Raw genomic sequence first — 23697 nt, 5'->3', positions numbered from 1 at the left:
TTAGGCACGCCGCCAGCGTTCGTCCTGAGCCAGGATCAAACTCTCCAAGAAAGTTGATTAGCTCATAAAATAAAACGTTGGCTCGTTTCAAAAGAAACGAATATTATTGTTTGTTGACGTTTTGTTTGTTTAGTTTTCAAAGAACAATCATTGTTTGTTTCTTCTACTAATCTATTAAATTAGCGACGTTTATTATCTTACCATTACATCTAAACCTTGTCAACAACTACGAATTATTTTTAATAAACTTAGCAGCTTTATTAATACATTTCGTAACAGCGACATTGACTATATTACTACCCAAAACAATTTTCGTCAACTACTATTTTTCATTTTTTTCACACATATATTAAGTTATAGAAGTGCAAAAAATTATTCAATTTTTAATTTGGCTAAAAGATCTCTATTCTAATGCGATTCATGGTTTAGTTTCACTATTATAGGAAAAAATACTTTAGTAATTCGTTTTTCAAAAGGAGTGGTGATATAGTGAATTGGCACCTTCAAAAAAAGGAAGAAGACCAAGGTTTGGTTACCCCAATAGAACGGGATCAATTAGAAAATTCAGGTCAAAATGAAAAATCGCCAGAGTTTGATGAAATTGGAACCGCCCTTAATGAAATCTAAGGATGATAAAAAAACCTTTGCAAAAAGAGAATACTTCTCTTCGTGCAAAGGTTTTTTTATTTTCTAACGGCCTTTAAGACGACAGCCTCCCCTTGAAAGGAAATAACTTGATTGTTCTCTGTTATAATGCGAAATTTTTGTTTTACTTTTGGTGAAGCATTTACAATGTATTGAGCTAATTTTTCTTTTTCTGTTTGTGGTAGATTCATGCGATTGCACCACGATTCAAATTGAAAGGTTTTTTCGAACCGGTGCCACTCAGTTATTTCAAAACTGTTAAATTCAAGCATTTGAAGCCATTCTGATTTTTTCCACGCCCGATAATGACTGTAATCGCGCCATTTTTCAATCGTATTATAGAAGTCATCAAATTCTTCTTCTTCTGGTGTGACATTATCATCAAGTAAAAATTGGCCATTTGGCTTTAGTACTCGAAATACTTCGTTAATAAAACGTTTTACATTCGGAAAATGATGCGGAGCTATTCGGCATGTTACAAGATCAAACGATTCATTTGGAAATGGAAGATTTTCCGCATCGCCAATAATGAAGTCAACATTTTGATTCCCATTTCCTTTGATAAAGTTTTCCGCAGCCGATAACATTTCCGGAGTCAAATCAACGGCCGTCACTTTTTTTACAAAGGGTGCAAATGCGTTGGCCGTATGACCGCCGCCTGTGGCAATGTCAAGCAACTCATCCTCCCGATTGAGAGAAGCCATTTCTATTAATTTCTGGAGGTCCTTCCCTTTTTTATGAATAGAACTGCTGACATATGAATCGGCGCTTTTTCCAAACTGCTCTTGAACATCTTTTTTAATATCCATTTTAGATTCCCCCGTTCTTTTCTGTGTTAAATTAACTATAGAATATTTAACTCATAATGAAAATTACGGTTTTTTTATGCTTTATTATAAGAAAATGTTATAAAAGGACATTAATGAAGTTCAAGTACTACTGGACAATGGTCGCTGCCCATTATCTCAGAATGGATATCCACATCTTTCAATTGCTCACAAAACGTTTTTGAGACAATAAAATAGTCAATTCTCCAGCCTATATTTCGCTCCCGCACTTTGGCCATATAAGACCACCACGTGTAGGCACCTGTTTGGTCAGGATTAAAGTGGCGGTAACTATCGACAAACCCAGCATTCAATAATGTAGTCATTTTCCCTCGCTCTTCCTCGGTAAATCCCGAGTTCCCCACATTCGACTTTGGGTTTCGCAGGTCAATTTCTTGATGAGCGACATTTAAGTCCCCGCAGAGAATGACTGGTTTAATTTGGTCTAACTCTTTTAGGTGATTAAGGATGCGATCCTCCCATTCCAAGCGGTAACCGATTCTTGCCAAATCACGCTGAGAATTTGGGGTATACACATTGACCAAGAAAAAATGCTCAAACTCCAAGGTAAGGATCCTTCCTTCGTCTTCACTCTCATCCGTTCCAACTCCATACCGGACGGAAATCGGTTCCACTTTCGTAAAAACAGCAGTTCCCGAATAACCTTTTTTAATCGCATAATTCCAGTATTGATTATATCCATCTAATTCCAGGTTAATTTGCCCTTCTTGTAATTTCGTTTCCTGGATACAAAAAATATCCGCATCTGTTTGATGAAAATAATCTAAAAACCCTTTTTTGACACAAGCTCTAAGACCGTTGACATTCCATGATATTAATTTCATATCTCTATTCCATCTCCCTTGATGCCTAAATTTATAGTTTGATAGGTGACATTGTACCAGAAAATTTGATTTCAGCAAAAAAAGGCAGTCTATAGCTGCCTTTAATTTGGAACAAAGTTTTTTTCAATTAGTTTATCAGATAAAAGTTCTGAGACTGGGACGATTTTAATATGGCGTTTTTTAAATTCGTCCATTGATTGATAAACCCCCACGGAGCATACCTTACCAGTCACACCCACATGTCCAATGGCAATCCCCTTGCCTTTAATTTCTGTTACCTTTGCTAGTCGGATCATCTGTTTGTATACATAGGATGAAGACGAAATATCATCAAGGAAAACGTCTCTTTTTAAAAGAGGAACACCGAGTTCATTTGCAATCTCCGGGAATTTGGATTCAGGGCTCGTGCCGCTGTCGATAATATAAAGTTTATTTTCTTTTGCCACCTCAACAATTGCCCTTACAATTCGCTCGTTTTCAACTGCCAATGACCCCATATGATTATTAAGTCCAACTGCATAGGGGACAGTCTTTATCGCTTCTTGTACCCGCTGCCTTACTTGTTTTGCCGTAAGGTCCACCGTAATCGGCTTTGGACCTAGCCAAGACCTTTTGCCTCGTTTTGGTTCCATTGGCAAGTGAACCATCACTTCAAAACCATTTTTATGAGCCCACTCTGCATGCGCTTTCGAATTTTCAGTAAATGGCATTACTGCTGCAGTAATCGGTATATCACCTTCTAAAAAGTCCCTGACTCCTCCCGTCCCGCCTCCAAAATCGTCGATAATAACAGCTGCCTTTAATTGCTTGGCTTCAGTATTTTCAGCTGAAGCTTTTTGGTTCAGTGAAAAAAGCAGAAACGGGATGAGAATAAATATAAACTTTTTCATATAGACCCCCAAAAGTAAACTTTTTGAAGATATTTTCCCCAATGTACTCACAAACATTCCCAAACAGAAAAAGAGAGCCGATTGGCTCTCTCCTATTTCTTACTCTTCATCATATACCTTAACTTCTTGCATTTTGTCGCCATTTCTCATCGATTTTGCTGTTTCTAATCCGGAAGTTACTTGACCGAAAACAGTATGCACTCCATTTAAATGCGGCTGAGATTCATGAACGATGAAAAACTGGCTTCCACCAGTGTTTCGTCCTGCGTGAGCCATTGATAAGGCGCCTGGTACGTGTTTGTGAGGATTTCCTTCTGTTTCACACTTAATGGTGTAGCCAGGTCCGCCGGTTCCAGTTCCTTGAGGGCAGCCGCCTTGACTTACAAACCCTGGGATCACACGATGGAAGTTTAGACCATTGTAAAATCCCTTATTAGCTAATGTTTCAAAATTCTCCACAGTACCCGGTGCTGCTTCAGGGTATAATTCAAACTCAATTTTCTCGCCATTTTCCATTAAAAAATGTCCTTTTTTAGCCATTTCAAACACTCCTTTATGTAAAAAATCATATTCATCATACACTTTTCGAAAAAGAAAAGAAAGTATTGGCAATTGTAAGCATTATATTTTCTCCGTGGATGTGATAAAATAATGGTAAGCCCCTGCCGAACATTTCGCTTGTTGCGGGACACTTAACCACTGTACGGACGGCAGGGGCCGTTGGTGCACTTTGTGGCATCATGAAAGCCGGGATGAATCGTCCCGGCTTTTATTATTTATGTTTTTCCATCCACATGTAGCATCTATAAATAATGGTTAAGAAAACTAAATATCCAACAAAGGTATAAACATGCTTCCATGCCTGCGAATGAACAAACCAGCCTAACTCTTCCGCTAATTTTTCTAAAATCGGCATAAGGAGGCTAACAAATAGAATAACACCTGCTTTACCCCATTTATTTACTTGTGATAAGCAATATAAAACCACCATTACCAAAATTGGCAGTCCAGCTAAGGTGAACGCAATATTGATAGAAAATATCTCAGGCAGGGGCCTTTGAGGAAATTGATACAATCCTTTTCCAACAAAATAAAGGTCTAAATAAGATCCAAGTAATGAAGCTAGCACTGCACAGGCCATTAAATGTTTATTCCATAAAGTTAATCGCTTTTTTCGCAAGGGCTGCAAGCTCGAGCCGTTCAAGTGTTTTACAGTATTCATTCATAATCTCCCCATTAATAATTTCGTTGTCCTCTGCTAAATAATCAGCCACACGGTAATCACGAAACCAATCCCCATTTTCAGCTTCATCATGCGTCACATTTTTCCAAGCGTTTTCAAGGGTTGGACTGTATATTTTTCGTGCCCCGCTTTTTAACTGACAGGATTTTAATCGAAGTTGATAAGCAAAACCAGGAATTCCTTCATTCACACTATTAAAAATATGAGGCCAGTAATCTTTTCTTGAACCGGTATGTGGAGTTCTTTTTGCCCATTCTACCGTTTGCTCTAAACGGTCTTTATCTTTAAAAAGAATGGAATATAACCTTTTTCCAAGTAAAATCCGTTCATTCAGAGATTCAAATTGATGAAGGGTCTGCCCGCAAAGGTTCTTTTTTCCACAAGGAAAGAGAATGTGATTAAAGGAAAGCCAATCCTGAAGAAGAAACTCAAATTTGCTTAATACTTCTTTTTGATAAAGCGGATTTTTCACCACTCTTTTTTCTAAGTAACTCTGCTCATTGATGACCATCGCAATTGCAAGAATGTACGTGCATTGCTCCCTCCAAAAATGATTCCAAATGGTCTCCATGAAAGTGGATATTTTTAATGAAGGAAGCAAGTGAAATAATGATTTATTCTGCCTTACGCTTTCTTCATAAAGTAAAAATTGCGGATAGACGTCTTGAAAAATCAGCCAATTCCCTCGTTCCAAAAAGGTAAAAAAAGTTTCCCGATCTTTTCTTGCCATCAATCGGACAAGAAATTCACCTTTTAGATCGGTCATGTTGTAGCCGCCATTTCGGGAAACCATGTGGCCTAAAAATGCCCAATGGATTTCCGGATGCTGCAGATAAAAATCAAGGTAAGCCTTCGTCCTTGTTACATTGTTGAGATTTTGTTCCGTTGTTTTGCTTCTTATTTGTTCTAAAAAAACTCCTTCACCCTTCGATATTTGCTTGGAGGAAGATGGAGATTTGATTTTCCTTCTTAATTCGTCTCGTATGCTTTCCAACGGTGTCTTTTCACGATTCCTTATAAAAAAAATGGCTCGAAACCTCCCTTATGAATTCTCATCCTCCGATACGAATATGTATAGATGAGAATATTTTTATGGGAGAGGAATGATGATTACAGATGTTAGAGACTAGAAAAGGCATTGAGTGGCTGATCGAAATGCTAAGAAAAGATCAATCTCCCGATGGTTCATGGAATTATCCATTTGAAACAGGCCTTTCAACAGATGCCTATATGATTATTTTATTACGGTCATTGGAATTAAATGATGAGGAATTAATACAAGGGCTAGCGAAGAGAATTTTAAGCAGGCAGGAGAAAAACGGTTCGTGGAAACTATTTTACGATGAGGGCGAAGGGAATCTAACGTCAACCGTAGAGGCCTATTATGCGCTTCTTTATTCGGGATATTACAGCGACGATGACAAACACCTGAGTGCTGCTAAAAGGTTTATTTTAGCAAACGGCGGCTTAGAAGAGGTCAGTATGTTTGCCAAAATCATGCTTGCTTTAACCGGTCAATACAAATGGCCGGCATTTTCCCCGCTGCCGATTGAAGTGATTCTTTTACCGCACGTATTTCCAATCAATTTTTATTCCTTCTCCGTTTTTGGCAGAGCAAACCTGAGCCCGATAATGATCCTTTCTAGTAAGAAATTTTCAATCATAACAGAAAAAAGCCCAAATCTTTCTGATTTGCATTTACATCGGCATAGTGAGGACCAATGGGTCCGCTCTTCTGAATTAAGATCCCTGCTATCTGTTATTGAGGATGGGGTCAAAAGCTTAATTGGTATACCCGAACACCTTCGTAATTTAGCGATTGAACGGGCGAAAAAGTATATGCTTGACCACATTGAACCAGATGGCACGTTATACAGTTATTACAGCAGCACCTTGTTAATGATTTTCGCTTTACTTTCTCTTGGATATAAAAAAACAGATCCCGTTATCGTAAAAGCCTTAGAAGGAATCTGCGTAATGAAATGCGAAATTAATGGCTTGCCTCATATGCAATATACCACCGCGGATGTGTGGAATACATCGTTAATTAGTTTCACCTTACAATCAGCAGGTGTTCCTTTAGAAGATTCAATAGTAACAAAAGCCAATGAATACCTCCTTACACGGCAGCATAAAAAATTCGGAGATTGGGTGATTCATAACCCTTCTAGCCTGCCTGGCGGCTGGGGCTTTTCCGATGTAAATACCATTAATCCAGATGTTGATGATACGACCGCTTCGCTCAGATCGATTTCAAGAAGCTTACCAACTGACCTAGCAGCTTGGGAACGGGGAATCCGCTGGGTTTTATCGATGCAAAACGACGATGGCGGCTGGGCTGCATTTGAAAAAAATGCGAATTCAAAGGTATTTGAATTTTTACCAATTGAAAAAGGAGAGTTTCTATTAACAGACCCAACTTGTGCAGATATTACCGGAAGAACCTTAGAATTCTTCGGGAATTATACGAATCTTCCACATGATCATACCACCATCCAAAAAGGCGTAAAATGGCTTTTTAAGAATCAAGAGAAGGATGGCTCCTGGTATAGTCGCTGGGGAATTTGTTATATATATGGAACATGGGCTGCCGTTACAGGATTATTAGCAGTGAATGTACCGAGAAGTCATCCTGCTATTCAAGATGCCGTTAAATGGCTGCGAAGTATTCAGAATGAAGATGGCGGCTGGGGAGAATCTTGCCATAGCGACAACAAAAAAATATATGTACCATTACGCGCAAGCACCTTGACACATACAGCCTGGGCCCTAGATGCTTTGATTTCCGTTTCTGAAAAAACGACCACAACTATTGAAAAAGGAATTAAATATTTATTAAATTCGCTGGAACAAACAGATTGGACCACGGACTATCCTAAAGGTCAAGGAATGGCGGGCGGTTTATATATTCATTACCACAGCTACCGTTATATTTTTCCGCTATTGACCTTGTCCCATTATCAAAAGAAGTTCGAAATAAGATAATCTAAATAAAACATCGACGGTCCTCTTTAACCGTCGATGTTTAATTCAGATAGGTTTTTATATATCTCAACGATTTCTTCAAGCCGCATTCTAACTAATCCACTTGAAGACGGAGCTACAAAATCAATCGTCCCTGGCACTACAGCTACTTCTTGAACCCCCCATGGGGCCGCATTACGTCCACTATACTCCTGATAAACGCCTTTCCCAACAAAACAAACTATTTTCGGCTTAAATTTAGCAATCTTCTGTTTTAAGATTTCTCTACCCTCCATGTATTCTTCCTTCTTTATTTCATCCGCTGCCTTTGTGGGTCTTTGAACAATGTTCGTGAATCCGTAACCTAATTCTAAAAGTGTATGATCTTCAGCAGCCTCATATTTCCGAGGGGTTAAACCTGCTTGATAAATAATTTTCCAAAAACGATTATTGGGATTGGCATAATGGTGACCGAGTTCACTAGAACGAATACTTGGATTAAAGCCCACAAATATTATCTTTAAATTTTCTTTTAGATGATCGCTTATTGGGTTCATTTTATACTCCTTGATGGTAGATAATCTCATTTTATCAAAAAAATTTGTTTATTTCTCTACTTTACGGACCGTCGTTATAACACAAGCAAATAACCCAATGATCGAAACAATTCCAAGTGAATAAAGAAGTCTTGCATCTTTTAGAAGTAATAATCCAGTCGTTATAATGACTGCATCTATTGCAAAACAAATTATCCCAACATTCACTTTAGTCTTTTTGGCCATTAAAAGCGCAAGCAAATCCATCCCGCCGGGGCTAATATGATTTCTCAGCATAAAGCCAACACCAATACCAATAAAAACCGCACCAATAATAATACTGCTTAAAATAGGCAAGTGAATTCTTCCGTTTAATGGTATTAGAAAATCAAGCATAAATCCAGAAATCACTGCCCCCGCTAACCCCTTCACAAAATAATCAGGTTCATATTTAAAGGCGTAGATGTAAACGGGAATATTTAAGAATATAAATGTGAGGCCAACTTTTAACCCCCACAAATAATTGGCCAAGAGACTTATGCCAAAAAAGCCGCCATTTATCAAATGAAAAGGAAGAATAAATCCGTTTACCCCTATTCCGATCATAGTACTCCCAAAGCCTAGAATCACTAATTTTTTCAACATCCAACCATCCCTTGTCCCATTTCTTTAATACCACTTATATGTTTGAATAAGAGACTTCATTCGGAAGGATTTAAGACAAAAAGAACGGAGCCCCGTAGAGACTCCGTTTAAGCAGCAACTATCCGCTTTTCCTTCGATTTGCGATATTGCTTTACAATCGAAAGAAGGATCGTTAATATGGGCAGAATCCATAAAAAAATTGCATACGGTAAATACCCAAGTAACGGAATCCCGACAATTGTGCTGCACATAATAGCTAATACACTCCATGGAACCATGCCCGGAAAGAGCATCGTCGTATCCCCCATTACCCTTGCTAATTCTTCATTACCGTATTTAGAAGACCAATGTGGTAAAAAGGACCTCCCAGTTAAAATGATAGGGAGTGTTTGATTGGCCGCAATGAATGTGATGATCAATGTTGCGATCAGTGTTTTTACAGTATCGCCTAGTAAGGACCTTGAGGATTTCAGCCATTTATCTAAATAAGGCTGTATGACATTCAATTCCTCTAACAAGCCATTATATGCACCTGCCAAAGCCAGAAACAGCAGCAATTCGTACATATGAATTAAACCGCCGCCAAGGCCATCAATGCCATGCCAAAAGGCATTTACTAATTTGGAAAAATGAGTTCCCTCAGAAAAAGCAATAACGGCTGCCGATAGAATACTAGATATAAATGCATAAATTATACTTATTCGAAAAAGAACCAATATGATTAACACCAATGGTGGGGTAAACTTAATCCAAGAAAGCTGATTCCAGTCGAAATGCGCCGGATTAATTTTGCCATCCCCATAACTTTGTAAATCGAAGAATGCATAAAAACAAAAGGAAACGAGGACAGCAATTACCGTTGACAAAAGCATGGACTTCCATTGCTTTTTAACAGTCAGTTCAACAGTGTGAGATAGAAGTTGATGGGCACTAGAAAATGGCGAAGTCCGATCCCCTACAAAAGCACCTGAGACTAATGCTCCCGCCACAACTTCTATAGGTAAGTGCAAAACCATCGCTGTACCCAAAATCGGGACTCCAATGGCACTTAAAGTTCCAACAGTTGTCCCAAGAAGCATCGAGAAGACGAGAGCAACAAGAAACGAGAGAACCAAAAAATGCTGCGGATTAATAAAGTTAAGAGACACATTTACCATTTGACCAATCGTTCCCGATAGATACCAGGACGGAAGTAAAAAACTAACAAGGAAAAGAATGATGATGACAATTCTCGTTTTGTAAACTCCGTGAAAACTAATTTTTAGTGTTTGCTTTATTGACATTCCTTTTTGGATTGCTAAATAAACCAAAACAAGAAACCCTGGCATAAAACCGAAAACGAGCGGCTGATGGTAAATGACGGAACAGATCACCCCTAAAATCGTCGTGATCAGCAGAAAAAGAACTTGGAAGATAGAAAAATTAGAAACCATTTTTAAGACCACCTTTAAAAAGAAAACCCTCCATAATTATACGGAAAACTTCTTATTTAGAGAAGCCTTTATTCCATAACATAAAGAAGAGCCGCTTTTAAAAACGGCTCAAGCAACGGTTGTATATACACTTGCACATTCTTCACCAGTCGGCTGATGTTATACAACTTCATCCAGCTTCTGATAGAGCTGTTCACGCTCATTTTCTAGCATCTCTAATTCAGAATAAATCCTTTGCAGTAAAGAAAGATCACTTTCTGATTCCATTTGTTTTTGTAACAAATGGATATTCATTTCGATTTGCTCGATCATTTCTTCAAGGTCATCCAACTTTTTCGGCTTTTCATTTACAATTTCTTTTATTTTTTTCAAAGGAGGAGATGGAACAGTGAAAACGGCTGAATCACATACGAAGGCAGGCAGCTTTTCTTTTGCCCAATCATAGTTCCCATCGAAAAAGTGGACAGTCCCATTCTGAAGCCAATAAATTTTATTAAACAGTTTGTTAAGAAAATAACGATCATGGGAGACAGCTAAAATAGTGCCGTTAAATTGTTCAAGTGCTTCCTCCAAAACTTCACAGGAATCAATGTCCAAATGATTAGTCGGTTCATCCAAAATCAAAAGGTTAATATCCTGGTACATAAGCTGTGCAAGGCGAAGGCGCATTCTTTCTCCGCCGCTCAATTGATTTACCTTGCGGAAGACCGCAGGCCCGTAGAATAAGAATCGGGCTAAAATGTGTCGGGCCTCGCCTTCATTTACTTTGACTTCAGAGCGGAAAACATCAATCAGCTGATCATCGCCAATATCAGCAAAAACATGCTGCGATAAATAGCCAATCTTCACATTACTACCTACCTTAACAACACCATCATCCGCCTCACATTCTTGTAAAATCATTTTTAAAACTGTCGACTTTCCTGTCCCGTTTTCACCGACAATTGCCGTTCGATCCTTGTATTGAACAAGCATGTTTACCTCATCAAAAAGCCTGCGGCTGCCAAAGCTTTTTGAAACATTCTCGAGGATAATGACATCTTTTCCACTCCGGTCATTCGCTTCGAAATCAATTCCCATTTTCTTAACTTCCATTTTCGGACGATCTAATTTTTCGATGCGATCAAGCGCCCGCTGCATATTAGTCGCACGCTTATGAAGAGCAGCGCTTGGAGGATTAGAGCGGTTAGCCCAGTCCCGCAGCCGCTTAATGGCTTCCTTCATCTTTTTAATTTTCTTCTGCTGCTCTTGGTACTCCTGGAATTCTCTTAACAGCCGTTCTTCCTTTTCTTTGACATAGTTACTAAAATTCGTATGGTATAAATCAATTTCTCCATCTTCCATTTCAAAAACCTTGTTTACTACTTCATCTAAAAAGGACCTGTCATGTGAGATAAGAATAATTGTGCCTTTGTAATCCTTTAAGAAGGAGCCTAACCACTCAATAGCCATCAAATCTAAATGATTGGTTGGCTCATCAAGTAATAATAATTCTGGATTTTTCAATAAACTTAGACCAAGACCAACCTTCGTTTTCTCACCGCCGCTTAAAAGTGAAAAAGGCTTCACAAGTAAATCCGAAATATTTAAGCCATTCGCCACACGGTCCATTTGTGCATCCATCTCGTAGCCGCCATTTAAAATAAAATCATCCTGAAGCATTCCGTACTGCTCAATTAATCTTTGTAATTTTTCTGGAGCCATTTCCTGCCCCATCTCTAGCTCCAATTGCTTTAAATTCGCTTCCGTTTTTGTTAATTGTTCGAAAGCCGTTTTCAAAACTTCCTTAACGTTCAGGTTCTCGAAATCAGGAATTTGTGCCAAGTAGCCGATTTTGAGTCCTTTTTTCCAATGAATAATTCCCTCATCAACAGTTTCCTGTTGAGCGAGTAATTTTAATAAAGTAGTTTTGCCGCTGCCGTTGCGGCCTACTAAACCAATGCGGCTGCCTTCATGTACCTCAAAGGATAAATCTTTAAAAATCATATTTCCGCCAAACGATTTCGATATATGGTTAACACTGCAAACAATCATGTTCATTCTCCTTTTTTTAAAAATTCGATGAACACATCTAAATATAAAAAAGCCACGGGCATCTATTCCTCCCGCGGCTGATAAAAGGGCATAGAAAAAGAGTGCGTCTGCACCCTCTTTATACCGATCTATTGTGGGTTAAGAGATGTGTTATCGTTCAAATGTCACTATGCAGTTCCGAAAAAAGGGCAGACTACCCCCTTGGAAAACTGCTTCATGAAAAATTGCACGGTAAATATTAAGGGCTTCAAGCCATAACAAGCGTGCAAAAATTGAACGTTTCATCTCTTCCCCACCTCCGTTTCTAATCAAGTTATTTCCATTGTAATTTTTTCCCTAAAGATTTGCAAGCCAAAATTTTCTGATTTAATGGAGATACGTTTTACGTGTTCCAAATCTTCTCCGATAAACAAACTTCCGCAAATCCTTATCCTTAATATTCCCATCATAGATTAAAAAAAGCAGTGATTTGAATTCAGGATACCACTCCTTAACGAAAAGAGCGAACTCCTTCCGTTCGCCCTTCATTATATTCTTAAATTCTTCATCGTTTAAAATTTGTTTTAGCTGCTTTTCATAATAAATCTTGGTATCTTCCCACTTTTCCTTGCGATTCTCCAAAATATCCTGGGCATAAATCGGTAATTTCTCAATCACGAGATCAATATAGCCCTCTGACCACATTAGCATTTTATCCTTTTCAGGAAGCTCAAACACCATATTCATCAGCTCAATATCGTCTGCATGTTCACTGGCTGCATATTTACCAACCCGATTCATTGTCACACCTCTTAAAAAAATCTTTGGTGTTAATTTGCCTCAAATCAGTCTGTTGTATTTGAGGATAATTTTACTTTTAAGGTTTGCAGTTTTCCATCACGATACACTTCAAATTTAATTTCATCTCCAATCTTCACTTTCGTATAAAGATATTTCCTTAATTCAGAGGAATTAGCAATTGCTGTTCCATTCATGGAAACGATTAAATCCTTCGGCTGGAATCCTGCTCGAGCCGCAGCTGAATTCGGGTCAATATTCATGACCAGCACACCTTTATTGACATTATTAGGAAGGTTCTGGTAATACATTTGTGGAACCTGATCCAGGTCCGCTAATCCGACACCAAGGTATGGACGCTCAATTTTCCCATTTTTAATTAATTGATTCACAATTGGAATCAAATCGTTACTTGGTATCGCGAATCCTAATCCCTCAACCCCGCTCTCAGAAATTTTTAAGCTATTGATACCAATTACTTGACCATTTGGATTAATTAAAGCACCACCGCTGTTTCCTGGATTGATGGCAGCATCTGTCTGGATTACATTTGTATCCCAATTTCCGGCAGAGGTCGAAACGGAAATGCTGCGGTTTGTTGCACTGACAATACCTTGTGTAACGGTTCTGGACAAATCAAGCCCCAGCGGATTTCCAATCGCATATACTTGGTCGCCCGGACGTAATGTCGAGGAGTCTCCAAAGTCAGCCGTCGCCGTCACATATTTTGCATCAATTTTTAAGACGGCAAGATCGGTTAAGGCATCCGTACCAACAACCTCTGCCGTTGTCTTCTGACCATCATATAAGGAAATTTCAAGCTTCGATGCCCCTTCTACGACATGGTTATTGGTTACGATATAAGCAATATTATTATTTTTTTGAAAAATAACCCCTGAACCAGAGCCCGTTTCCACGCTTTGCGAGGAATTGGTGCTGTCGAAATTATTTTGCTGCTGCTGATAATTAACAATTCCAACAATCGCCTTCGATACTTTTTCAACCGTATCCGCAATGGAACCTGATGTCTTGACTGTTGGCTTTGCGGATACCTCTTTAACCTGAGTGTTAGAGCTCGAAGCTGTAACAGCTTGGTTCTGATCAGCACCATAATAGTTTTTTAGATAATCAGTATGAGGCAGAATGGTTAAAGTCAAAACCGATCCGATTACACCAGCGGCAATTGTAGTCACAAATCCCTTTACATAGCTTTTTTTATTTTTATCAGTTTGAACTGCTGCACGTGTTTGATCTGCCATTACATTTTCTTTGATTTCTACATTCTCATCCTTTTCCTCTGATGCTGCTGACTCTTGTTCTTCCACAGGGAAGGTAGCGTCCACTGATTGGATTCGTTCTTCTGTCATATTTGGTAATTCGGCACTGTCATTCTCAGTTGATGAATGGGTTTGATCTTTTTCGAATTCATTTGTATCTTTAAATTCCATTTCCATCAATCTCCTTTGGGCTTGTTCTTTATCTTAATTCCACTTTAAACGACAAATCTTAAGAAATTATTAACAAACTTTAACGAGTTTAGGAAAATTATAAGAAAAAAATAAAAAAACCCCGACATTTGCCGAGGCTTTTTTTAATTATTTTTGAATTGTATGACGAATTTGGTTCCTTTTCCTTTTTCACTTGTAACATTAATTTCACCATTATGAAGTAGGACCAGCTGTTTTACGATTGAAAGACCTAGGCCGAACTCTCCATATGGGTTGCTGGTCCGGGAAATATCAGCTTTATAAAACCGGCGCCAAATATTTTCAACTTCACTTGGATCAATACCAATTCCAGTGTCTTCCACCTCTATAATCGTGGAGTCATCCTCGTAGCGGCCCTTTAACCAAATGGTACCATCCGAGGTGAATTGGATGCTATTTTTGGTAATATTAATCAAAATTTGGATTAAGCGATCATAGTCGGCATTGACAAACACATCCGGATCAGCCTCTACGACAATTTGATTATTTTTTTCCTCCGCCTGGAGGTCTAATTGCTCTTGAATAATTTCGAGCACTTCCAAGAGCTGGATGTCTTCTCTAAATAATTGGATTTGATTGGAGCGAATTTTATCATAATCTAAATTTTCATTGACTAATCGAATCAGTCTTTTGGCCTCTTGACTAACGAGGTTGATGCCCCGCTCCTTATCTTCCTCTGGAATCATATCATTTTTCAGACCTTCAACTACACCGCTAATGGTGGTTAGAGGCGTACGCATTTCATGCGAAACATCGGCCATAAATTGCCGGCGCCTGTTCTCCAAACTTTCGATTTCCTCCATGGAAGCATTAATTTTATCCACCATATGATTAAAATCATTGGCTAATTCTCCAATTTCATCAAAATTAGAAGAATGTACATGAACCTGATAGTGTCCAGCAGACACAAGTGAGGCAGCTTCCCGCAGCCTTTTGATGCGAATAACATGTATACGTGACAAAAACCAGCTTTGTAAGAAAGACACACCAAATGCAATTAAAATCGTATATAATAAAAATTTATTAATTTGATGGATCATAGCACTTGATCCGCTGATTGGAGAGGTTAATAAAATTCCTCCATAAAATTTGTTATTTTCTATATATGGCAAGACGACAAATGTCACTCCATCCTGACCAAATCTTCTATAATCAATCGGAATGATGATTGTCTGACCCTTTTTTATTTTTTCCCATTCGGATTTCGATAAGCCTTTTATAGTCGGACCATTTTTACTCACCAAATATAAGTTGCCATCCTGGTCAAACATACTAAAGCTCATTTTTCTGGCTGCCAAAACACTGCTATATTTATTGATGGTCTGGTCGGTTGCGTATGGGTTCTCTTTTATGTCTTTTAATATCGCCTTACCGTATGAACTCAGCTCTTCTGCTTTGTTCGAATACACCAAATTTTCAACATAGTGGGCAAACAAAATACTCAATATTAAAAATGCGACAATGATAATACTGATATGGCTGAAAAACTGCTGGTAAAAATACCTAAATTTCGTCTGCTTTAATTGAGTCATCGAATTTATAACCTACTCCCCAAACAGTATGGAAGAATAGCTGCGAGGTGGTTTCAACCTTTTTCCGCAGCCGTTTAATGTGAACATCGACGGTACGTTCATCACCATAGAATTGGTAGCCCCAAACCCTTTCAAGTAATTGCTCTCTTGAGAAAACTTGGCGGGGATGTTCCACCAAATAATACAATAGATCAAATTCTTTTGGAGTCAAATTTGTAATTTGTGAGCCATCTCTAATGACTTCTCTTGTCGTTTTATTCACCTTAAAATGTTCGGTCTGCAGGAAATCATGACGCTCATTTGGCACTTGTGCTTGAAAGCGGCGGGTTACCGCTTTAATTCTCGCCATTAATGTAAGTGGACTAAATGGTTTGGTAACATAATCATCTGCCCCCATTTCAAGACCAAGTACTTGATCTGACTCACTATCCTTTGCCGTTAACATGATAATCGGAACGGTATACTTTTCCTCTCTGATTTTGCGGCAAATGCTGACACCGTCCATACCAGGCAGCATCCAATCTACAATCAAGGCATCCCAAGTGCTTTTTTTAAAACGGTTATACCCTTCAATGCCGTCATTGACAAATTCACCTTCGATTCCTTCTTTTGCAAAAAACATTTCAATCATCGAGCAGACACTTTTATTATCTTCTATCACTAATATTTTCAAAATTACGTCATCTCCTTGCCTAAAAAACTGGTCTTTCTACTAGTGTAATCGAAATTTGTTACATATCAAACGTTCTGCCCAATTCTTCTTTACTAATTAATACTTTGTTCATAGTTTTTTAATATTTTCAGATCAAAAATAGACCTGGACTTTTGTCCAGGCCTTTTGTTTTATAAAACATTTGCTGGTGCACCGGCAAAAAATGCCTCTGCATTGACGTCTATCATTACGGTTCCAAAATCAATTTACCCTGGGTTTTTCTCGATTGCAGCAAAGTATGGACTTTGGCTGCCTCATCAAGTGGGAATGTCCCGCCAATTGTAAGTTTAAGCTTCCCTTGCCCTAAATAAGCCAATAATTCTACCAAACTTGGCTGCAGCAATTCTGGCTTTCTCATAATTTGCGGAAGAAAGAATCCAATGACCGATTGATTTCTAGCCATTAACGAAGAAGGATAAAATTTAGGCTGTTCACCGCTGGCTACCCCGAAAATTACAAGTCGGCCAAACGTAGCGAGGCATCTCACGGTTTTATGAAAAATCTCCCCACCAGCCATTTCTAGGGCAACATTTACCCCTTTTCCGTTTGTTGCTTCAAGCACCTGCTTTTCCCAGTCTGATTCTGTATAATTAATAAGAACATCTGCACCCATTTCACGAGCCAGTTCTAATTTTTCAGCTGAACTGGCTGTTGCGATGACCTTTCCAGCTCCAAAAAGCTTGGCGAGCTGTACTGCAATCGTACCAACCCCTCCTGCTGCAGCATGAACCAGGACGCTTTCCCCTTTTTCTAATCGACCCATCGTTTTTAAAATATGGTAGGCACTTAAGCCCTGGAGAGGCAAGGCGGCCGCAGTGCGGAAATCCAACTGCTCCGGAAGTGGAATAAGCGACCGTTCATCTGCTATCGCAAATTCTGCATACCCATTTGATTCAATTAGGGTTACAACTCGTGTACCTGGTGTTACTTTTGTTACCTTCTCACCCACTTCGACAACAACACCAGCAATTTCTGCACCTGGAATAAATGGGAGTGGAGTAGGTATGACATACTGCCCCTCCCTTCGTGCCGTATCCGCATAATTAACTCCAATTGCCTTAACTTCGATTAATACTTCATGGCCTTTTGGTACCGGTTTTTCCAAATCTATTATTTTAAGTACCTCAGGTCCGCCGAATTCTGTTAGTTGAACTGCCTTCATCCTACATTCCTACTTTCCTTTAAATGCTGGTTTCCTCTTTTCTTTAAAGGCCGTGATGCCTTCCTTATGGTCCTCTGTTTCAACCATTAACACTTGAATTAGGCGCTCCTGCTCAAGAATTTCTTCTAATGTGGCAGTGAATGCTTGATCGACTAATTTTTTCTGCTTTCCGAATGCTTTTCCTGCACCTTGTGCTAATTTCAATGCAAGCTTTGTCGTTTCCTCCTGAAGTTTTTCTAGTGGGAAAAGAAAATTAACGACCCCCAATTGATGGAGCCTTTCAGCAGGAATAGGCTCTGCTGTAAAGAAAAATTGTTTAGCGAGATGCGGCCCGATTAAGCGCGGCAAATGATAGGAACCTCCGCCATCAGAAATCAAACCTACTTGTGAAAAGCTTAGAGCAAATTTACTATCATCTGCTGCCACAATCAGGTCACAAGCAAGGGCTAAATTGAAACCAGCCCCTGCGGCAAAGCCGTGAACTGCAGCAATAATCGGCTTTTCCGTTTCTTTCATCAATAAAATCAATTCATTGAGCTTGCCGATATGTTCATAGACTTGGACACCCTTCGCTTGCCCCATGTTTTTGACATCCCCGCCGGCACTGAACGAGCGGCCTGAGCCAGATAAAATAATTACCTGTACGTCCTCATCATTTTGAGCATTCCTTAGTGCATCCTTCAATCCTAAAATCATTTCAGGGCTAAAAGCATTTAAGCTTTCTGGGCGGTTTAAAGTTAATGATAAAACAGGTCCTAATTTTTCAATTAATAAATGTTCGTTAGTCAAATTTTATCGTCCTCTCCAGTTTTTTATTTTATCAGCCATCCGCCATCGACAAGCAAATCAGTTCCCGTCATATAGGAAGCTTCACTTGAGGCAGCAAAAGCAATAACATTGGCAATTTCCTCCGGGATGCCTACTCTTTTTAATGCAGTATTTCTTTGAATGGCTTTTACAAAACGATCATTTTGCAGACCACGTTCCGTTAGTGGAGTTTCAACAAATCCCGGTGAGACTGAGTTTACACGTATTCCATATTGTGACATTTCTAATGCGAGTGCTCTGGTAAAATTTATGACGCCTGCTTTGGCCGCACTATAATGAGGAATCTCTGCCCCAGCTTGATGTCCGGATAAGGAAGCAACATTGACAATAGCGCGGTTATGCTCCTCTTTTTTTGCACCATCGACCATTATTTTTCCTAGGACCTTTGAAACGAGAAATACGCTTTTCAGGTTAACTCCCTGAACCCAGTCCCAATCCTGTTCTGACATTTCCATAATATTTCCATGACGAGAACCTCCAGCGTTATTCACGAGGATATGAAGGTCGCCATAATGCTGCTGGACATATTCTGCTAATTCCTCGATATCCTCCGCATCCGTACAGTCCGCTGTAAAAACCTCCGCTAATGGAATTCGGCTTTTTTGATTAATTTCAGCAGCAGTTTCTTCAAGCTTACTTCTCGTTCTGCCAACTAAGATCACCTTGGCCCCTTCACTAGCCAGCCTAACCGCTGCAGCTTTGCCTATCCCGCTTCCTGCACCTGTAACTAGTGCAATGGTTTGTGAAAATCTCATCATCAAGTCCTCCTACATGTCTTCATTAGCAACCATTGTTGCATGCTTAATTAAACCTTTCACGTAATTATTTAAATTGGCAAATCGGCTGTCACTTGTCTGCCCTTTTTTATAACGGAAATAGATTTGCTGGCAAATGACTGCAAGCTTAAAGTAGGCAAACGTTAAATAAAAGTGCAAATTAGAGACATCCCTGCCACTCTTTTTCGCATATAACTCAATGAATTCTTTTCGGGTAAAAAATCCTTCATGAACGGAGGTAACTGGATTCTTGCCATCTCCCTTTTTCAAGGTTTCTGGATCATCTGGAAGATTCCAATAACTCATCGCCGCCCCAAGATCAGCAAGCGGGTCTCCAACTGTGGTCATCTCCCAATCAAATAAACCTACCATTTCGGTAAAATTCGCATTAAGCATCGCATTATTCAATTTATAATCATAATGAATAATAGAAGCCTCAGAGTGTTTGGGAATATGATTAGCAAGCCAAAGTTTTAATGAATCAACCTGTTCAATATCATCCGTCTTTGCTCTTTCATAACGCCCAATCCAGCCATGCACTTGCCTCTCCATAAACCCATCAGGCTTACTAATTTCAGTAAGACCTGTTTCCTTGTAATTAAGAGAATGCAATTTCACTAGATTATCAACCATTATTTCAGAAATTTGTTTGCAAAGTTCTGGTGATACCTCTATACCATCAGGGAAAGAAGTATCTAAAACAATTCCATTCTTTCTTTCCATGATAAAAAAGGTACTCCCGACAATTTCCTGATTATCTGAAAAGAGAATTGGCTTTGGAGCAGCAGAAAAGATAGGGTTAAGCTCGGATAGAATTCTAAATTCACGCTCCATATCATGAGCTTTTGGTGCAACAGGCCCAAGTGGAGGACGGCGCAAGACCGCCTCCCAATTCCCCATTTTTAATTGATAGGTCAAGTTAGAGTGGCCGGCAGAAAATTGCAAAACCTCCAAGGGCGCCTTTGGTAAAGTTTTAATATTCTCATGTAAATATTTTTCTAGAACAGTAAGATTCAATTCTTCCCCTTTTCGAACAGGAATGGTATCTTTATTCATTTGTTGAGGCATATTTTCCCTCCTTGCATTTTAGAAAATTCAGACTTATCAGCACATATTTTTTCTGCTTAGCGATGCTGGAAAACAGGTTTTCTTTTTTCTAGAAATGCCTGTACTCCCTCTTTTATGTCCTCTGTTTGGAAAATCTCTGCAAATAGAGCAGCCTCAAGTTCGATCCCTTCTGTCAGGGACTGGTTTAACCCTTCATCAACTGATTTTTTTATGCGGGAAAGCGCCTGCAATGAATGCCTAGAAATTCTCTTTGACAATTCTTTTGCACTAGTCAATCCTTCACCGCTTGGGACAATACGATTGACAAGGCCGATTTTTTCGGCTTCCTGTGCAGAAATCGGATCGCCTGTAAACATTAATTCCTTTGCTTTCGCTTCTCCAACTAATCTAGGAAGTCGCTGGGTTCCTCCCCCGCCAGGGAACAAGCCAAGTTTGATTTCAGGCAGTCCAATTTGCGCGTGATCCTCGGCAATTCGGATGTCACATGCTAGTGCCAGCTCACAGCCGCCCCCAAAAGTTAGTCCATTTAATATGGCAATGGTTGGCTTTGGAAATTCATCAATAAAATTCAATGCAATATGACTGTTCCGTACATTTTTTTTCATATTTGGGTTGCCCATCATTTGCGGAAATTCCTTAATATCCGCTCCAGCAGCAAATGCCTTATCGCCTGCACCCGTCACTAAAACGGCTACAACCTCTAAGTCATCCTTCAATTCTTGAAACGCAAGGTGCAATTCATGAAAAACCTGTTTACTTAACACATTTAACGGAGGGCGATTCAATGTAACAATCGCAATATTATTTTCTTTTTCAACAGTAATATATTGTCCCATAAAAAGATTCACTCCTTCATTGAAAATTTAAAATTCAATCAATACTAACCAGTTAGTATGTTAACTTTGCTAAAAAGAGAGGGTATTGCTTTTATAAAACCCTCTCTCAATTTTTCGTCAATTTATTTGAATTCCCTTTAAAATCATTTCGACAAAAATCTCAGCAACTTCACGGTCTGAGCAATTTCCCTCTGGATTAAACCAATGGTAACTCCAGTTGGTAATCCCGAGTATGCCGAAGGCGAGTATCGCTGCATTCAAATCATGGCGAAATTCCCCTGCCTCCATTCCAGACTTGATTAACTCTTCAATGTTTAATCTGAATTCATTTCGTTTTGGAATAATGATGGCCCGGCGGTCTTCACTTATATTTTTCATTTCTCTGAAAAATATCTTTGCTGCCAATCCTCTTGTCTCAATATCCGAGATAAGCATGTATACAACTTCAAATAATTTTTCTTTATATGTCTTGGATTTATCCTGAATGATTTTTTCTTGTCGATTCAGTAAATCCTCAATATAACCAAGATGGATATCCATTAATAGTTCTTCTTTACTAGAAAAATAATAGTAAAAGGTTCCCTTAGTCACCCCAAGAGTATCTACGATATCTTGAATCGATGTCTCACTAAACCCTTTTTTTTCAAATAATCGAATGCTTTGTTCTGTTATTTTCTCTTTCACCTTATTGTCCTCGCAATCTTAAATGTCTACTAGAAATTATACCATATTCTCTATCTCTCCTTTATCATCCATCTTTGAATAAATAGTTTTTTTTCCTAGACATTCATTTGGATTATTAAGCTGTAGGCATTATTTACTTAAAGCTTCTTCCCTTAAAGTGCGGCGAAGGATTTTACCGACACCTGTTTTAGGTAATTGGTCACGGAACTCTACAATACGTGGAACTTTATAGGCTGCAAGGTTTTGCTTGCAATACTGCCTGATTTCCTCATCTGTAGCCTTTTTACCGGCTTTTAGGACGATGACAGCCTTTACATCTTCGCCTCTGTATGGGTCTGGGACCCCAATCACAACTGCTTCTTGGACAGCAGGATGTTCATAAAGTATCTCTTCAATATCTCGCGGATAAATATTATAACCGCTCGCAATAATCATATCTTTCTTTCTGTCAATGATATAAAGGTATCCTTCTTCATCAACCTTAGCGATATCGCCTGTATATAGCCAGCCATCCCTTAAAGTATTGGCTGTTTCTTCAGGCATATTCCAATATCCCTTCATAATTTGCGGGCCTTTGATGATTACTTCTCCAAGTTCTCCAACTGGTAATTCATTCGTCCCCGTTTCCAAATCTACAATTTTGTATTCGGTGGAAGGTACTCCAATTCCAACACTGCCAGGTTTTCTGTCCGCGAATGGAGGGTTGCAGTGAGTGGATGGAGATGCTTCTGAAAGCCCGTATCCTTCCAATATTTTTGCACCTGTTTTGCCTTCAAATTCGCGCATCAGTTCAATCGGCATTGGTGCGCTTCCGCTGTTGCATGTTTTAATGCTGCTGATTCCATATTCCTCTGCACGCGGATGGTTTGTGATCGCTACATACATGGTTGGTACACCTGGAAAAGTCGTTGGCTGTTCGTTTTTAATTGTATTTAATACCTCTTCTAAATCAAAACGTGGAAGCATAATGGATTCAGATGCCGTATAAATTGAAAGATTCATACACGAACTCATACCAAAAACATGGAAAAGAGGAATAACTGTTAAACAACGTTCTTTTCCAATTTGAAATTCATGTTTAAAAAATTCGTAACACTGAATGACATTGGCTAGGATATTTTTATGTGTTAGCATGGCACCCTTTGATCTGCCGGTGGTTCCTCCTGTATATTGAAGAACTGCCACATCATGCTCTGGTTCAAATTCAACGGGGAGGACATTGCCGTTTCCTTCTGTCAAAAAATTTTCAAAGCTCCGATCCGGTGCAGAATCCTGCCCTGCAGGCTGTAAGCTGACAACAATGATATTCTTCAAGCTAGTTCTGGCTTGAACGCTTTTTACCCTTGGATAAAGAGCATCTAAAACAATCATGGTTTCCGCACCTGAATCCTTCAGGATATATTCAAGCTCCCGTTCAACCGACATTGGATTCACCTGCGTTACAATTGCCCCAGCAGTAAGTGCCCCATAATAGGAAACTACATATTGAGGACAGTTAGGCAGCATAATCGCTACTCGATCGCCTTTTTGAACTTGATTTTGTTGAAGAGCAGAAGTAAAAGATTGAACAAGTTCGTTTAATTCCTGATAAGTAAACTTTTTGCCATAGAAAGATAGACCATTATTTGTTGGATATTTTTCAGCAGTTTCTTGAAGAATATGACTTACTGTTTTGTTTGGAAACTCAATCGTTTTTACAATGGATTCAGGATATTGTGCCAGCCATGTATTTGCTTGTGTCATAATTTCTCCTCCAGAAATTTATTAATAGTC

Annotated in this window: 24 protein-coding genes; 2 read left to right on the top strand and 22 right to left on the bottom strand. The window is 39.1% G+C overall.

All coding sequences use genetic code 11. From position 1 onward, the window contains the following. Nucleotides 1–489: 489 nt before the first annotated feature. Nucleotides 490–627: a hypothetical protein gene (locus AC59HZ_RS27775; protein WP_496548999.1), complete on the top strand. Its 138-nt coding sequence runs from the start codon at nt 490–492 to the stop codon at nt 625–627. A 56-nt stretch (nt 628–683) separates the two neighbouring features. On the opposite strand, the gene AC59HZ_RS27770 is transcribed toward AC59HZ_RS27775, so the two are convergent. The 6 genes from AC59HZ_RS27770 to AC59HZ_RS27745 all read right to left on the bottom strand — a co-directional run bounded on the left by AC59HZ_RS27770 (nt 684) and on the right by AC59HZ_RS27745 (nt 5444). Continuing rightward, nucleotides 684–1454, bottom strand: coding sequence for a class I SAM-dependent methyltransferase (locus AC59HZ_RS27770; protein ID WP_496548998.1), 771 nt, complete (start codon nt 1452–1454; stop codon nt 684–686). Between the two features lie 110 nt (nt 1455–1564). Further along, nucleotides 1565–2317 (bottom strand): exodeoxyribonuclease III, encoded by a 753-nt coding sequence (locus AC59HZ_RS27765; protein ID WP_496548997.1) that lies wholly within the window; start codon nt 2315–2317, stop codon nt 1565–1567. 101 nt (nt 2318–2418) lie between these two features. After that, complete coding sequence (locus AC59HZ_RS27760; protein WP_496548996.1) at nt 2419–3207, bottom strand: divergent polysaccharide deacetylase family protein; 789 nt, start codon at nt 3205–3207, stop codon at nt 2419–2421. A 99-nt stretch (nt 3208–3306) separates the two neighbouring features. Further along, the gene (locus AC59HZ_RS27755; RefSeq protein ID WP_496548995.1) at nt 3307–3747 is read right to left on the bottom strand and encodes a peptidylprolyl isomerase; all 441 of its coding nucleotides are present in this window, start codon (nt 3745–3747) and stop codon (nt 3307–3309) included. A gap of 232 nt (nt 3748–3979) precedes the next feature. Continuing rightward, the gene (locus AC59HZ_RS27750) at nt 3980–4429 is read right to left on the bottom strand and encodes a CBO0543 family protein (protein ID WP_496548994.1); all 450 of its coding nucleotides are present in this window, start codon (nt 4427–4429) and stop codon (nt 3980–3982) included. After that, nucleotides 4356–5444, bottom strand: coding sequence for a DUF2515 domain-containing protein (locus AC59HZ_RS27745; RefSeq protein ID WP_496548993.1), 1089 nt, complete (start codon nt 5442–5444; stop codon nt 4356–4358). Before AC59HZ_RS27745 ends, AC59HZ_RS27750 begins: the two co-directional genes overlap by 74 nt. Nucleotides 5445–5566: 122 nt before the next feature. On the opposite strand from AC59HZ_RS27745, the gene shc reads away from it, so the two are divergent. Next, complete coding sequence (gene shc, locus AC59HZ_RS27740; protein WP_496548992.1) at nt 5567–7435, top strand: squalene--hopene cyclase; 1869 nt, start codon at nt 5567–5569, stop codon at nt 7433–7435. Nucleotides 7436–7461: 26 nt separating this feature from the next. Here shc and mug read toward each other — a convergent pair whose 3' ends face one another. The 16 genes from mug to AC59HZ_RS27660 form a co-directional block, all read right to left on the bottom strand. Continuing rightward, entirely contained in the window at nt 7462–7971 is a 510-nt protein-coding gene (mug, locus tag AC59HZ_RS27735) for a G/U mismatch-specific DNA glycosylase (RefSeq protein WP_496548991.1), read from the bottom strand. 48 nt (nt 7972–8019) lie between these two features. Further along, a complete protein-coding gene (locus AC59HZ_RS27730; protein WP_496548990.1) occupies nt 8020–8595 on the bottom strand; it encodes a YitT family protein in 576 nt (191 codons plus the stop codon). A 107-nt stretch (nt 8596–8702) separates the two neighbouring features. Beyond that, nucleotides 8703–10028: a Na+/H+ antiporter NhaC family protein gene (locus AC59HZ_RS27725; protein ID WP_496548989.1), complete on the bottom strand. Its 1326-nt coding sequence runs from the start codon at nt 10026–10028 to the stop codon at nt 8703–8705. A 159-nt stretch (nt 10029–10187) separates the two neighbouring features. Then, nucleotides 10188–12062 (bottom strand): ribosomal protection-like ABC-F family protein, encoded by a 1875-nt coding sequence (abc-f, locus tag AC59HZ_RS27720; protein ID WP_496548988.1) that lies wholly within the window; start codon nt 12060–12062, stop codon nt 10188–10190. A gap of 150 nt (nt 12063–12212) precedes the next feature. Further along, nucleotides 12213–12347: an RAxF-45 family protein gene (locus tag AC59HZ_RS27715; RefSeq protein WP_496548987.1), complete on the bottom strand. Its 135-nt coding sequence runs from the start codon at nt 12345–12347 to the stop codon at nt 12213–12215. An 81-nt stretch (nt 12348–12428) separates the two neighbouring features. Then, entirely contained in the window at nt 12429–12842 is a 414-nt protein-coding gene (locus AC59HZ_RS27710) for a hypothetical protein (protein ID WP_496548986.1), read from the bottom strand. Between the two features lie 44 nt (nt 12843–12886). Then, nucleotides 12887–14287, bottom strand: a complete 1401-nt coding sequence (locus AC59HZ_RS27705; RefSeq protein ID WP_496548985.1) for a S1C family serine protease — start codon at nt 14285–14287, stop codon at nt 12887–12889. Nucleotides 14288–14430: 143 nt separating this feature from the next. Next, entirely contained in the window at nt 14431–15858 is a 1428-nt protein-coding gene (locus AC59HZ_RS27700) for an ATP-binding protein (protein WP_496548984.1), read from the bottom strand. Further along, the gene (locus AC59HZ_RS27695) at nt 15830–16531 is read right to left on the bottom strand and encodes a winged helix-turn-helix domain-containing protein (RefSeq protein ID WP_496548983.1); all 702 of its coding nucleotides are present in this window, start codon (nt 16529–16531) and stop codon (nt 15830–15832) included. Before AC59HZ_RS27695 ends, AC59HZ_RS27700 begins: the two co-directional genes overlap by 29 nt. A 226-nt stretch (nt 16532–16757) precedes the next feature. Next, complete coding sequence (locus AC59HZ_RS27690; protein ID WP_496548982.1) at nt 16758–17732, bottom strand: quinone oxidoreductase family protein; 975 nt, start codon at nt 17730–17732, stop codon at nt 16758–16760. 9 nt (nt 17733–17741) lie between these two features. Continuing rightward, nucleotides 17742–18521, bottom strand: a complete 780-nt coding sequence (locus AC59HZ_RS27685) for an enoyl-CoA hydratase/isomerase family protein (RefSeq protein ID WP_496548981.1) — start codon at nt 18519–18521, stop codon at nt 17742–17744. A gap of 23 nt (nt 18522–18544) precedes the next feature. Further along, nucleotides 18545–19315 (bottom strand): SDR family NAD(P)-dependent oxidoreductase, encoded by a 771-nt coding sequence (locus tag AC59HZ_RS27680; protein WP_496549005.1) that lies wholly within the window; start codon nt 19313–19315, stop codon nt 18545–18547. Between the two features lie 12 nt (nt 19316–19327). Further along, nucleotides 19328–20404, bottom strand: a complete 1077-nt coding sequence (locus AC59HZ_RS27675; RefSeq protein ID WP_496548980.1) for a phosphotransferase family protein — start codon at nt 20402–20404, stop codon at nt 19328–19330. A 56-nt stretch (nt 20405–20460) separates the two neighbouring features. Then, on the bottom strand, nt 20461–21240 hold the full coding sequence (locus tag AC59HZ_RS27670; protein WP_496548979.1) for an enoyl-CoA hydratase/isomerase family protein: 780 nt from the start codon (nt 21238–21240) through the stop codon (nt 20461–20463). Between the two features lie 117 nt (nt 21241–21357). Continuing rightward, nucleotides 21358–21924: a TetR/AcrR family transcriptional regulator gene (locus AC59HZ_RS27665; protein ID WP_496548978.1), complete on the bottom strand. Its 567-nt coding sequence runs from the start codon at nt 21922–21924 to the stop codon at nt 21358–21360. A 129-nt stretch (nt 21925–22053) separates the two neighbouring features. Next, nucleotides 22054–23667, bottom strand: a complete 1614-nt coding sequence (locus tag AC59HZ_RS27660; RefSeq protein ID WP_496548977.1) for a long-chain-fatty-acid--CoA ligase — start codon at nt 23665–23667, stop codon at nt 22054–22056. Between the last annotated feature and the right edge of the window lie 30 nt (nt 23668–23697).

The organism is Neobacillus sp. DZ-9 (genome assembly GCF_059587065.1).
The sequence above is the reverse complement of the archived record's forward strand: the minus strand, read 5'-3'. Positions and strand labels throughout refer to the sequence as shown.